Below are 12,735 nucleotides of genomic sequence, written 5' to 3'. Positions count from 1 at the left end.
GATGCCCGCCCCCGACCTCCCGGCGACTGTCGCTCGGCTACGCGAGACCTTCGACACCGGGCGGACTCTCGATCTCGACTGGCGCCGCGCCCAACTGCGGGCACTCATCGCGATGCTGACCGACAACGGCGATGCCATCGTGGAGGCGGTGTCGGCGGACCTTCGCCGCCCACCGTTCGAGACCTGGCTGGCCGAGATCGTCGCGACGGTGAACGAGGCTCGCTACGCAGCGCGCAATGTCGGCCGCTGGACGCGGCGCAGGCACCGGTTACTGGAGTGGACGCAATTGCCGGGGCGGGCCTGGATCCAGTACGAGCCGTACGGCACCGTGTTGATCATCGGTCCGTGGAACGTCCCGTTCCAACTCACCCTGACCCCCGCGATCGGGGCGATCGCCGCCGGAAACACCGTGGTGCTCAAGCCATCCGAACTCGCACCGGCATCGTCGAAGTTGATGTCCGAGCTGATACCGCGCTACCTCGACCCCGAGGCGGTCACCGTTGTCGAGGGCGACGGAGTCACTACCCAACAATTGATCGCGCAGGGGCTGGACCGGGTGCTGTTCACCGGCGGCACCGCGATCGGTCACAAGATCATGGCGACCGCAGCCGATCATCTGACCCCGGTCACGTTGGAGTTGGGTGGTAAGAGCCCGGTGATCATCGCCGCCGACGCCGACGTGAAGACTGCTGCGCGGCGGATCGCCTGGATCAAGGTGATGAATTCCGGCCAGATCTGCATCGCTCCCGATTACGTCCTGGTGCACGCGGCCGTGCGGGATCGGTTCCTGGAGGAGATCCGCGCGGCCATCGAGGAGTTCCGGGCCGGAATGCCGACCGGGTTGCCGATCGTCAACGACCGTCACTTCGCCCGCCTGACCGCCGCGCTGACCGCCACCGCCGGTGACGTCGTGGTCGGCGGCGGCAGCGATGCCGGGCGTTTGGAGCTCCAGCCCACGGTCGTCGTCGACCCCAGTGCAGACGAACCGCTGATGACCGACGAGATCTTCGGCCCGGTCCTGCCGGTACTGACTGTCGAATCGGTCGAGAGCGCGATCGAATTCGTCCGACGGCGGCCCAAACCCCTTGCCGTGTATCTGTTCACCGCTTCCAAGCAGACCCGAGAACAGGTGGTTCGTCGGGTGCCGGCAGGCGGCATGGTGATCAACCAGCTGCTGCTTCAGGTGGCGACGGCGAAGATGCCATTCGGCGGTGTCGGGCCATCGGGGATGGGTGCCTATCACGGCAGGTTCGGATTCGAGGAGTTCAGTCACCGTAAATCGGTGCTCACCAAGCGGACTCGCCCGGATCTGACGGCCATGTTCTATCCGCCGTACACCGACAAGAGATTACGGCTGCTGCGCCGGTTGGCGTGACGCCTGCCAGTACACACGAACTTCGGAGAAACCCATGGATGCCAGCCTTGTTCGGGACAGCCCCTTCCTGACCGGTCATCACCAGCCCAACCGGATGGAGGTCGATGCACCCGACCTGGTGGTCCGAGGGCGACTGCCGGACGATTTGGCCGGGGTGTTCTACCGCAATGGCGCCGAGCCGCTGTACCCGCCGTCCGACGAGGACTACCACTGGTTCGACGGCGACGGCATGGTCTATGCGTTCTTCATCGAGAACGGCAGGGTGTCGATGCGCAACCGTTGGGTGCGCACCGACAAGTTCCTGCTCGAACGGGGGCAGGGCCGCCGGATGTTCGGTGTGCTCGGAAACCCGATGACAACTGACCCGGGGGCGGTGGGCACCCGCTACAACACCGCCAACACCAACGTCATCATCCACGGCGGCAAGCTGCTCGCCCTGATGGAGGGCGCACCGCCGGTGGCGTTGGACCCGCGAACTCTGGACACCCTCGGCGAGGAGACTTACGACGGCCTCATCTCCACCACCTTCTCGGCTCATCCCAAGGTGGACTACGCCACCGGCGAGCTGATCAACATCGGCAACGCGGTGCACGGGCTGGGCGGGGATGCGGTGATTCGTTATGACGTCATCGATTTCGACGGCGTACCCGTGGTGACGGAGCTGATCCCGGTACCGCATATGACGATGCTGCACACCTTCTTCGTCACCGAGAACTGGGTGGTGTTCCCGGTGATGCCGTTGGAGCTGAGCTTGCAGCGAGCCATGAGTGGCGGGCCGATGACGGCCTGGGTGCCCGACCGGCCCTCCAAGCTGGGCCTGATGCCACGCCGGGGGACCGCCGCCGACGTGCGCTGGATCGAGGTGGAGGCCCGGCACATGCTGCACGAGGCCAACGTGTGGGAGCAGGACGGCAAGATCGTCGCCGATGTCGCCGCCGCGGAGGGCACCGCACTGTTCCCCGACATCCACGGAAATCGGGCCGACCATGCCGAAACCCGACAGAGCCTGCGGCGCTGGACGATTGATCCGCTGGCGCCGTCGGACACCCTCAACGAGGAGATCGTCAACGACCGCGACATCCAGTTCCCACGGCCCGACGACCGCTTGATGGCGCAGCGCAGCCGGCACGCGTTTGCGAACAGCAATCTGCAGTCGTGCGACGGGCGGGTGGAGGGCATGGATTCGGCCCTGCGGGTGGACACCGTGACCGGGGTCGAGGATCTCTACCACTTCGGCGCGGGCACCGCGGTAGGGGAGCTGATCTTCGCGCCGCGGGTCGGCAGCACGCACGAACTCGACGGCTATGCCGTGACATTGGTGCATCGCGCCGGCGCCGCAGAAAGTGAGCTGGTGGTCTTCGATGCCGCCGATATCGCCGCCGGGCCGATCGCCAGCGCGGTCATCCCGTTCCGGATCCCGAGCGGCTTCCACTGCAGCTACTACAGCGTGGACAGCCCGCTGTACCGGCAGGCTTTCGTTCCGCGCTGACTCCGCGCTGAGGGTGCGGGCCTCTCGTACTTTTGCGCCCTACCCGCAGGGTGAACCGGGCCGGATGCCCAAGAAACCGTCGTTGACACTGAGAAGTGATCTCTGTTACTAATTAATTATCTGACCGACCAATAGATGGGAAGCTGATGACGCCTGGAACCGCAGAGCTGACGCAGATCTTCACCACCGCCACGCGCATCAAGATCTGCGATGAGAAGTTCCGGTCGCTGATCCTCACCGGCCAGGTCAGCGCCCAGTACTACTCGCCGCGTGGGCAGGAGATCGTGTCCGCATCGATCGGCGCGCTGCTGCGACCGGACGACTATCTGGTCACCACCTATCGCGGTCTGCATGATCAGCTCGCCAAAGGTGTGCCGATGCGGGAACTGTGGGCCGAGTTCTTCGGCAAGGCCACCGGCACCTGCAAGGGCAAGGGCGGCCCGATGCACATCACCCACCCCGAATCCGGGCTGATGGTCACCACCGGGATCGTGGGCAGCGGGCTGCCCATCGCCAACGGCCTGGCCCTGGCGTCCCAGCTGCAAGGCGGTGACCGGGTCACCATCGTCAACTTCGGTGACGGCGCGACCAACATCGGCGCGTTCCACGAGGCCTGCAACCTGGCATCGCTGTGGAAACTGCCGGTGGTGTTCTGTTGCCACAACAACCGCTACGCCGAACACACGTCCTTCGAGGACGGCACCAGCGTGGACCGGGTGGCCGACCGTGCGGTGTCCTACAAGATGCCCGGCGTACGGGTCGACGGCAACGACGCGGTGGCGATGTACAGCGCGGCACGCACCGCGATCGATCGGGCTCGTACGGGTGACGGGCCAACCCTTTTGGAAGCCATGACCTTCCGGTTCTACGGCCATCAGATGTCAGATCAGAACGAATACATGAAACCAGGCGAACTCGACGCCGAGCGTGCTGCCGACCCGGTGCTTCGGTTGCGAGCCAAGCTGATCGAGGAGCAGGTGCTCACCGAAGACGGCGCCGCGGCCATCGAGGCGCAGGCCAAGGCCGAGGTGAACGACGCCTTCGAATTCGCCGAATCCAGCCCGGTTCCCGACCTTTCCGAGCTGTTGACCGATGTCTACGAAGGGGTGTGAGGTATGACCGCCGCGACAGCGACCACTGAAACCGTAGAGACCGTCCCGATGCTCGGCTTCCAGGCTCTCGGCAGCGCGCTCGACGACGCACTGTCCCGGGACCCGTCGGTGATCCTGCTGGGCGAGGACATCGCCGACCCCAGTGGCGGGGTGTTCAAGGTGTCTGCCGGGCTGTCGACCAAGTACGGCGCCGACCGGGTGCGCGCGACCCCGATCAGCGAGCAGGCCATCGTCGGCGCGGCGGTGGGCGCCGCGATCGCCGGCATGAAGCCGGTTGCCGAGATCATGCTGATGGATTTCCTGGCCGTGTGCCTGGACCAGGTGTCCAATCACGCCGCCAAGCTGCGCTACATGTCGGGCGGGCAGACCACCGTGCCGCTGACCATCCGTTGCGCGGCCGGCGCCGGGATGCAGTTCGGGGCACAACATTCGGAGATGCTCGAGGCCTGGCTCACCCACGTTCCAGGTCTCAAGGTCGTCGTGCCCAGCAATCCCGCCGACGCCAAAGGGCTGCTCACCGCGGCGATCTTCGACCCCGACCCGGTGGTGATCGTCGAGCAGAGCCTGCTGTACTTCGCCCCGCCACAGCCGGTTCCCGTCGGCCACCACGTGGTGCCGCTGGGTTCGGCGGCAACGGTGCGCCCGGGCCGCGACGTCACCCTGATCAGCTATGGCAGGCAGGTGCACACCGCCTTGGCCGCTGCCGAGCAGTTGGCACAGGAATCGATCGACGCCGAGGTGATCGACCTGCGATCGCTCGTGCCGCTGGACGAGCGCACGGTGCTGGAATCCGTGGCCCGCACGAGGCACGCAGTGGTGATCCACGAGGCCGTGCGCCGCGGCGGATACGGAGCCGAGCTCGCCGCGCTGATCACCGAGAACCTGTTCGACGAACTCGGCGCTCCGGTGGCTCGGGTGGCCGGTCCGGACACCCCGGTCCCGTTCGCCAAAGTGCTCGAGGACGCATTCGTCCCGGGCGAGGACGCCATCGTGGCAGCCGCCAAGCAGGCAGTCTTGCGGTCGCGGGCCGCCGCCGGATCGAACGGCTAATCTTCGTGGTCCATGCGATCGAGCACTACGCTCGTCGGGACGCGCAAGCCCTCGCCCTCTCCGATGGCGCCACCTCGTTGACCTGGACGCAGCTCAACGAGCGGCTGAACCGCACCGTCAATTGGCTGCTTTCCCAGGAGATTCCGTCGGGCCGGCGGGTGGCGGTGCTTGGTGTCAACAGTGTGCACGTGGTGCTGGCGCACCTGGCCGTCACGTACGCGGGATTGTCGGCGGTGCCGGTGAACTATCACCTGACCGCCGACGAGATCGGCTACATCCTGCGTGACGGGGCGGTGCACACGGTGCTGTGCAGCACCGAAACCGCCGCCACCGTGCGCGCCGCGGACGCCGATGTTCAAGTGGTCTCCTGGGATGACCTGGACTCCGCGCTGGCGCAGTATCCGGCTTCCGAACCGTCCGCAGACATCGCACCGGCCAAGCCGCTCTACTACACCTCCGGGACCACCGGATATCCCAAAGGGGTGGAGCTGCCGGACCAGATGTTTCCCGGTGGCGCCTCGATGGTCGAATATGTTGCGCGAGTAATCGATTCACCGATTCGAACCCCGGGCAGGCAACTTGTCGTCGCCCCTATGCACCACACCGGTCCGATGGCCGGGGTGCGCGGGATCCTGGCCGCCCAGCCGTTGGTGATCCTCCCGCGCTTCGACGCCGAGCAGGTGCTGGCCACCATCGCTCGGGAGCGCGTCGAGGCCACCATGATGGTGCCCACGCACTTCTCCCGACTGCTGCGAGTGCCCGACGAGGCGCGCGACCGCTACGACGTCTCCAGCCTGCGCAGCATCGTGCACACCGGCGCGGCCTGCCCGGTCGAGGTCAAACGCGCCATGATCGAGTGGTTCGGCCCGATCCTGATCGAGGCCTACGGCTCCACCGAAGCCGGCACGGTCACCCTGATCACCTCGCCCGAGTGGCTTGAGCACCCGGGATCGGTGGGGCGCGCCATGCCCGGCTACAACCTGACCGTCCGCACCGAGGACGGCGAGATTGTGCCCACCGGCACAACGGGTTTGGTGTGTGTGCAGTCCACGGTCGGACATCATCCGGCCTATCACGGCGATCCGGAGAAGACACGGCGCAGCTACGTGGCCGACGGGGTGTTCGCGCTCGGAGAGATCGGTTACCTCGATGCTGACGGCTATCTGTACCTCACCGATCGTGCCTCCGACATGGTGGTCAGCGGCGGGGTCAACGTGTACCCGGCCGAGTCCGAGGCCGTGCTGCGCCGGCACCCCGCCGTCGCCGACGTGGCCGTGATCGGCGTTCCCCACGACGATCTCGGGGAACAGCTGTGTGCCCTCGTGGTGAGCACCGAAACCGAGGTGACACCGGGGGAATTGGTCGATTGGACGCGAGAATGACTGGCGCACTACAAATGTCCGAATCTGATCGAGATCGTGGACTTCGATCTGCGTTCGGTGATGGGGAAACTGAACAAGCGGCAGCTGCGGGCCCGGTACCTGGCCCGAACGGGCGCTGCTCCGACGCCGGCCGGGAGGCCCTGATGGAGACCGCCGAACTTGCGCGCGAAGCCGCTTCTGCGGAGTTTGAATTCACCGCGGAGCACACCGCCCTGCGCGACGTGCTCGGGGAGTTCTTCGAGGCCCCCGGCGATGACGGTTGGCGCAAACTGTTGTCCGACGTCGGTGCCGACGAGATCGTCTTCGACAGCGGACTGCCGGACTCCTCGGCGACAGCCGTGGACTTGGCGATCCTCGCCGAGTGTGCCGGCGCAGCCCTGTTCGGCGGCCCGCTGCTGCCCAGCGTCTCGGCGGGCGTGCTGGCAGCGGGGGTCGGGAACGCCGCGCTGCTGGCACCGCTCCGCGACGGGACGCGAACCGTCGCGGCCGCCAGGGGCGCACAACTGAGCACGAATCTGTCCGGTGGCATCGACGTGACCGCGGTTCCGGTGTGGAATGCCACCGGAGCCGACGTCGTGGTGGTCACCGGAACACTCGACGGCAGGCCTGCGGTGGCTCTCCTCGACAGTGCGGCGGGGCTTGCCGAAGAACTGTCCGGGCTCGATCTGTCCCGCTCTCTGGGGCGGTGGACCGCCCGTGCGGTGCAACCGGCCGTCCTGCTGCACGGCGCGGAGGCCGAAGCAGTACGTACCGCCCTGGCCCGCCGGGCCGACCTGGTCATCTCGGCTGAACTGCTCGGTGTGGCACAGCGCGTGCTGGACGCGACGGTGCAGTACGTCGACAAGCGAGTCCAATTCGGTCGGACAATCGGTTCCTTCCAATCGGTCAAGCACCGCCTGGTGAATCTGCTGGCCGCCGTCGAACTCACCCGCTCGGCCGTCTACGGGGCGGCCTGGCGGGTCGGCAGCGAACCTCAGGCATTGGGCACCGACATCGACCTGGCGGTGGCGGCACTGCTGTCGCGGCAAACCGCGCTCGCGGTCACCAAGGCTGCCGTCCAGTTGCACGGGGGTATCGCGATCACCTGGGAGCATTGGGCGCACCGTTACCTGCGAAGGGCCAACTCTGTTGTCGCGCTGACCGGTTCGCCGAGCAAGTGTCGAAGCCGCCTGGCCGGCCTCATCGATCGACGGGAGGCGTGAAGTGGCTGAACACGACGATGAACTCCGCAGAGAAGTCGACCGCTGGGTCGCCGAGCACTTTCCCGAGAAGTTCCGTGGTGCAGTGACATCCGGTAGACGCGTGCTGCTTTCCGACATAGACCGCGACGCGGCCGAAGCGTGGTACGCGGCACTCGGCGAACGCGGCTACACCGTGCCGCACTGGCCACGCGAGCATGGGGGCCTGGGCTACACCGAACAGCAGGCCGCCGTGGTGCGATCGGTGCTGATCGAACGCGGAGCCGGCCTGCCGGACCACTACTTCGTGCCGCTGATGCTGATCGGCCCGGCCATCATGGACTGGGGCACACCGGAACAGAAACACCGGTATCTGCCCGGGATCGTGGCCGGTGCCGACATGTGGTGTCAGCTGTTCAGCGAGCCGGGCGCCGGATCCGACCTGGCGAGCCTGGCCACCCGAGCCGTGCCCGAAGGTGCGTCGTGGCGGATCAACGGGCAGAAGGTGTGGAGTTCGTTCGCCGCGGGTTCCCGCTACGGGATGTTGCTGGCTCGGACCGATCCGGACCGGCCGAAGAACGCCGGGATCACCTGCTTCCTGGTCGATATGGCCTCACCGGGGGTGACCGTGCGGCCGCTGCGCCAACTCACCGGCGACGAACACTTCTGCGAGGTGTTCCTCGAGGACCTGGTGTTGGGGCCGGAGACGGTGCTCGGTGAGGTCAACGACGGTTGGCGCGTGGCCATGACGACGTTGAACGCCGAACGGTCCGGGCTCTCGGAAACCTCCGGTGCCAGCGGTGTGCCGCTCGCGCCCGTGCTCGAGCTCGCGCGTCGGAACGGCCGCTGGAATGACCCTGTGATCCGGGATCGGCTGGTAGACCTGTTCGCCGTCGAGCATGCCCTGGCGCTGACCAATCTGCGTTCGATCGCCGAGTCCCGTACGCCCGGCGGATCTCCCACGGGTTCGATCACCAAGCTGGTGCTGTCCGAATTGTCCCAGGAGATCAGCGAACTCGGCTTCGAGGTGGGCGGTGCCGAAGCCGCCTACTGGGACGACACGATGCCTCCCGAGACGCACAACCTGCTGGACAGCCGCCGCTTCACCATCGCCGGCGGCACGTCCGAGGTGCAGCGCAACATCGTGGGTGAGCGGGTGCTGGGCCTGGAACGCGAGATCGACCCCGGCCGTGGCAAGCCGTGGCGTGAACTGCGGCGCAGCTGACATGCCGACCGTCACCGTCCGGCCCTCCGGGATCACTTTCGAGGCGGCACAGGGGCAGACGGTGATGGCCGCCGCGCGGGCGGCGGATGTTCGGTGGCCGACGGTGTGCGGGGGAAACGGGGACTGCCTGGTCTGCCACATCGGCGTGCTCGAGGGATCGGAGAACCTGTCGGAGCCGTCGGCGTCTGAAGCCCAGGAAGTTCGCAACCTCAGCGGCGATCAGGGTGGGCGCGGCGAGCATGTGCGGTTGGCCTGCCAGGCGGGCGTGCTGGGAGACGTGACGGTGGAGAAACGCGGAGTGCGCAAACTGCGTGCCCAACCAGAACAACAAGCAGGACAGGGGGAGTCGGGTGGCTGAGGTCATCGATCCGGGCATCATGAAGGTCAACGACGGACGGCTCAACCTGGTCGGCGGCCGCTGCGACGCCTGCGGTGAGATCGAGTTCCCGCACAAGCAGTCGTGTCGGGACTGCGGCGCTGCCGACATCACGACGGTGCCGCTGGCAGCTTCGGGTGTCCTCTGGAGTTGGACCGTGCAGCGGTTCCCGCCACCGAGCCCGCCGTACTTCGGCGGCGCCGACGACTTCGCTCCGTTCGGCGTGGGCTACGTGGAACTGCCCGGCGAGGTCATCGTGGAGGCGCGCCTGACCGAGTCGGACCCGGAGCGGCTGCGGATCGGTATGCCGATGACCCTGGTGAGCGTCGAAGTCGTCACCGAAACCGGGGAAACCCGACAGACTTTCGCTTTCGCGCCGGTTGCGCAAGGAGGGAATCTGTCATGAATTCGGTGGCGATCATCGGGGTCGGATGCCGACCGTTCGGGCGCTATCAAGACACCTCGGTTCGGCACGAGGCCGTGGCGGCCGTGCGACAGGCACTGGCCGATGCGTCGGTGACCTGGCCGCAGATCGAGTACGCCGTGGGCGGCAGCATGTCAGCGGGGTCGGCCGACACGCTGGTGTCCGATCTCGGTTTGACCGGTGTTCCTTTCGTCAACGTGTTCAACGGCTGTGCCACCGGCAGCAGTTCGCTGATCTCGGCGGTGCACACCATCGAGGCCGGGGCGGCTGACCTGGCACTGGTAGTGGGTTTCGACTCGCATCCGCGCGGAGCATTCGCGATCGACCCCGCCGCGATGGGTCTCGGCGAGTGGTACGGCCCATCCGGCCTCGCCCTCACGTCCCAGTTCTTCGCACTGAAGATCAAGCGGTACCTGCACGAGTTCGGCCTGCCGGAGCGGCTGCTGGCCAAGGTGGCGGCCAAGGCGTTCCGCAACGGCTCGCTCAATCCCAACGCCTGGCGCCGTAAACCCTTGTCGGAAGCTGACATCGAAGCCTCGATGATGCTGTCGGATCCGTTGCGCCAGTACATGCTGTGCTCGCCGGGTGACGGAGCCACCGCGGTGGTGCTGTGCAATGCGGACAAGGCCAAGCAGTACAGTCCGCATCCGGTGTACGTCGCCTCCTCGGCGGTACGGACGCGCCGGCCCGGCTCGTTCGAGGTACTCAGTCCGTCGCTGTCGGTGCGTCGTGGGGCCAGCCCGACCGTCGGGGCCGCGGCTGCGGCGTTCGAGCTGGCGGGCATCGGTCCCGCCGACGTGGACCTGGCCCAGCTGCAGGACACCGATGCCGGCGCGGAGATCATCCACCTGGCCGAGACCGGACTGTGCGCCGACGGTGAACAGGCCGAGCTGATCTATTCCGGCGCAACCGAACTCTCCGGACGACTGCCGATCAACACCGATGGCGGATGCCTGGCCAACGGCGAACCGATCGGGGCCTCAGGGCTGCGGCAGATCCACGAGAACGTTCTGCAACTGCGCGGTACCGCGGGCGAACGCCAGGTCCCGGGAGAACCCAGAGTCGCACTGTCGCACGTCTACGGTGCCCCTGGCCTCAGCGGCTGCACGATCCTCGCCAGATAGGGGTGCAGCGATGAAGGTGACTGTCGATCCGGATCGGTGTGTCGGGAACGGGATCTGTGAGGCCGTGGCTCCCGATCTGTTCGAGGTCGGCGCCAGCGGTCAGGTTGAGCTGGTGGTCGACGAAATCCCGCCGGAAAAAGGGCAATTGGCGCAGAAGGCGGTGGAGTCGTGCCCCGCGCTGGCCCTGAGCATCGCCCGCCGACCAAACTGAAAGGCTGACCCACGATGGAAATCAAGATGCCGAAACTCGACGTGACGATGACCGAGGGCACCTTTCTCGGCTGGCTGGTACCCGACGGGACGGTCGTGGAGGAGGGTGAGGACCTCTACACCGTCGGTACCGACAAGGTGTCGGCCGATATTCCGGCGCCCAGCGCCGGGGTGCTGCGCCACGGTTCGGCCGAGGAGGACGAAACGTACCCGGTCGGAGCGAGTTTGGGGATCCTGGAAACGTAGCCGCCGAGCCGCGGCTTCATTCCCAGTACTGACCCGCGAGCAGGAACAGGCCCCAGCTGAAGCCGGCGCCGTACCGCCTGCCGTTCCACTCGAAGTCGTACACCTCGTGCGCGGGAAGAACATCGTCGGTGAGGGGATGCCGGTTTGTGAGGGTGGCGGGGCCGAAATACTCGATGAATTCGGCGGTGTCCATGCTCCACGTGGGCTGCTCGCCGGGCGAATCGGCGGGCAGCGGATAGCCCCCGGCGCGGCAGTACTGCGCTGCCTCAATTGTTCCGGCCGGCCCGGTGTGTGCGGTGAACTCGAAACCCGGCCACAACACGCTGCAGAACGACAACGAAGTCGAGTCCTGTTTCGCCACGCCGACAACCTGTTTCAGGTTCTCGAAGCGAGAGGATTCGTCGTCCAGTAGCCCGACGACACGCTGGTGGATGCGTTGCGCGTCCTCGGTGGAGATCCCGTACTCCGTCAGGGTCCAATCGATCATGGCCCGCCTGGGAAGCATTCCCCACTTCATCGTCAGCAACTGATAGATCTCGAAATCCGGTACCCCGACCGTCTTCTGGACTGCCAGCGCCGGAGGAATGATGGGCTCTGCTGCTCGTACCCAGGTGGGCTGGTCGGACATCAGATCGTCTCCGCTCGGCACGCCAGCGCAGCTGCCACGAATTCGTCCCGCGCCGGGTTGTCCGTGTTGGCGTTCCAGATCAGTGTCACGCGGGAGGGCCCCAGGTCTTCGATCGGCACGGCTTTCACATCGGGTCGGCGGTAGTAGGCGGTGGTGGATCGGGGCAGGATGACGAAACCCTCGTGCGCGGCAACGTGTTCGAGTTTGTCCTCCACGCTGCGGAACTCGTCGCGCGGCGGTGCCCACCGCTGATCGGGTGCGGCCGCGCACACCCAGTCCGGCACCATTGCAGGGTCCGGCAGTAGCAACAGCCTGGATGCGAGATCGGCGAGGCGCACCGCGGCGCGCGTCACCAAGGCGTCGTCTGCCGGCAGCACCGCGTCCATGGGTTCTTCCAGCAGGGCTGCGCTGCCCAGTCCGCGGTGGTCGACCGGCTCCCGGGCATAGACCACGTCGACCTCGCCCGACCGGACCAACTCCGCCTGCTCGGGCCACGGGACCTGCCGCACGACTGCCCGACGCCGCGGGCCGCCCGCCTCGAACGCCGCGGCCGCCGCTGTTGCCCGCAACCCGGCGATCACTCCGACCGTCACAATCACCGGGTGTCCGGCGGCGCGGGACAGGCGCTGTCGCAGCGCGTGCGCGTCGTCGAGCAGAACCTTGGCGTCCCGCAGCAGCTGCGCGCCGACGGCGGTCAGCTGGGTACCGGTCGAGCCGCGGATGAACAACTGAGCACCGAGCTCGCTCTCGAACGCCCGAATCTGCCGCGACAGCACGGGTTGTGCGATATGGAGACGCTGGGCCGCCCGACCGAAATTCAGCTCCTCGGCGACCGCGACGAAGTACCGCAGCTTGCGCAGGTCGAGGTCCGCGGTGCTCATACCCCGAGGGTATCGCCGAACGACGAAAAGAGTCT

The 12,735-nt window shown here is 66.8% G+C and carries 14 protein-coding genes; 12 read left to right on the top strand and 2 right to left on the bottom strand.

Annotated features, from left to right (window positions below; genetic code table 11):
- The first annotated feature begins 1 nt into the window (after position 1).
- From AC4ELH_RS16200 to AC4ELH_RS16145, 12 genes are all read left to right on the top strand, one after another.
- Positions 2–1,375 (top strand): aldehyde dehydrogenase family protein, encoded by a 1,374-nt coding sequence (locus AC4ELH_RS16200; RefSeq protein ID WP_498885389.1) that lies wholly within the window; start codon positions 2–4, stop codon positions 1,373–1,375.
- A 34-nt stretch (positions 1,376–1,409) separates the two neighbouring features.
- Positions 1,410–2,864, top strand: a complete 1,455-nt coding sequence (locus AC4ELH_RS16195; protein ID WP_448445806.1) for a carotenoid oxygenase family protein — start codon at positions 1,410–1,412, stop codon at positions 2,862–2,864.
- Positions 2,865–3,010: 146 nt separating this feature from the next.
- Entirely contained in the window at positions 3,011–3,976 is a 966-nt protein-coding gene (locus AC4ELH_RS16190) for a thiamine pyrophosphate-dependent dehydrogenase E1 component subunit alpha (RefSeq protein ID WP_498885387.1), read from the top strand.
- 3 nt (positions 3,977–3,979) lie between these two features.
- Positions 3,980–5,026, top strand: a complete 1,047-nt coding sequence (locus tag AC4ELH_RS16185; RefSeq protein ID WP_448445802.1) for an alpha-ketoacid dehydrogenase subunit beta — start codon at positions 3,980–3,982, stop codon at positions 5,024–5,026.
- Between the two features lie 5 nt (positions 5,027–5,031).
- Positions 5,032–6,408, top strand: a complete 1,377-nt coding sequence (locus tag AC4ELH_RS16180) for an AMP-binding protein (protein WP_498885385.1) — start codon at positions 5,032–5,034, stop codon at positions 6,406–6,408.
- A gap of 143 nt (positions 6,409–6,551) precedes the next feature.
- Positions 6,552–7,610, top strand: a complete 1,059-nt coding sequence (locus AC4ELH_RS16175; protein WP_498885383.1) for an acyl-CoA dehydrogenase family protein — start codon at positions 6,552–6,554, stop codon at positions 7,608–7,610.
- Position 7,611: 1 nt separating this feature from the next.
- Positions 7,612–8,811, top strand: a complete 1,200-nt coding sequence (locus AC4ELH_RS16170) for an acyl-CoA dehydrogenase family protein (RefSeq protein ID WP_498885381.1) — start codon at positions 7,612–7,614, stop codon at positions 8,809–8,811.
- A 1-nt stretch (position 8,812) separates the two neighbouring features.
- On the top strand, positions 8,813–9,169 hold the full coding sequence (locus AC4ELH_RS16165) for a 2Fe-2S iron-sulfur cluster-binding protein (RefSeq protein WP_498885379.1): 357 nt from the start codon (positions 8,813–8,815) through the stop codon (positions 9,167–9,169).
- Positions 9,162–9,593, top strand: a complete 432-nt coding sequence (locus AC4ELH_RS16160) for a Zn-ribbon domain-containing OB-fold protein (protein WP_498885377.1) — start codon at positions 9,162–9,164, stop codon at positions 9,591–9,593. Before AC4ELH_RS16165 ends, AC4ELH_RS16160 begins: the two co-directional genes overlap by 8 nt.
- Positions 9,590–10,735: a thiolase family protein gene (locus tag AC4ELH_RS16155; protein WP_498885375.1), complete on the top strand. Its 1,146-nt coding sequence runs from the start codon at positions 9,590–9,592 to the stop codon at positions 10,733–10,735. The genes AC4ELH_RS16160 and AC4ELH_RS16155 overlap by 4 nt, the downstream gene beginning before the upstream one ends.
- A 10-nt stretch (positions 10,736–10,745) precedes the next feature.
- Complete coding sequence (locus AC4ELH_RS16150; protein ID WP_448445787.1) at positions 10,746–10,946, top strand: ferredoxin; 201 nt, start codon at positions 10,746–10,748, stop codon at positions 10,944–10,946.
- 14 nt (positions 10,947–10,960) lie between these two features.
- Complete coding sequence (locus AC4ELH_RS16145; RefSeq protein ID WP_448445785.1) at positions 10,961–11,191, top strand: biotin/lipoyl-containing protein; 231 nt, start codon at positions 10,961–10,963, stop codon at positions 11,189–11,191.
- A gap of 16 nt (positions 11,192–11,207) precedes the next feature.
- Here AC4ELH_RS16145 and AC4ELH_RS16140 read toward each other — a convergent pair whose 3' ends face one another.
- Together AC4ELH_RS16140 and AC4ELH_RS16135 are read right to left on the bottom strand one after the other, a co-directional pair.
- Entirely contained in the window at positions 11,208–11,819 is a 612-nt protein-coding gene (locus AC4ELH_RS16140; RefSeq protein ID WP_498885373.1) for a hypothetical protein, read from the bottom strand.
- The gene (locus AC4ELH_RS16135; RefSeq protein ID WP_498885372.1) at positions 11,819–12,700 is read right to left on the bottom strand and encodes a LysR family transcriptional regulator; all 882 of its coding nucleotides are present in this window, start codon (positions 12,698–12,700) and stop codon (positions 11,819–11,821) included. The genes AC4ELH_RS16140 and AC4ELH_RS16135 overlap by 1 nt, the downstream gene beginning before the upstream one ends.
- Positions 12,701–12,735 lie beyond the last annotated feature (35 nt).

The organism is Mycobacterium shunyiense (genome assembly GCF_058270075.1).
The sequence above is the reverse complement of the archived record's forward strand: the minus strand, read 5'-3'. Positions and strand labels throughout refer to the sequence as shown.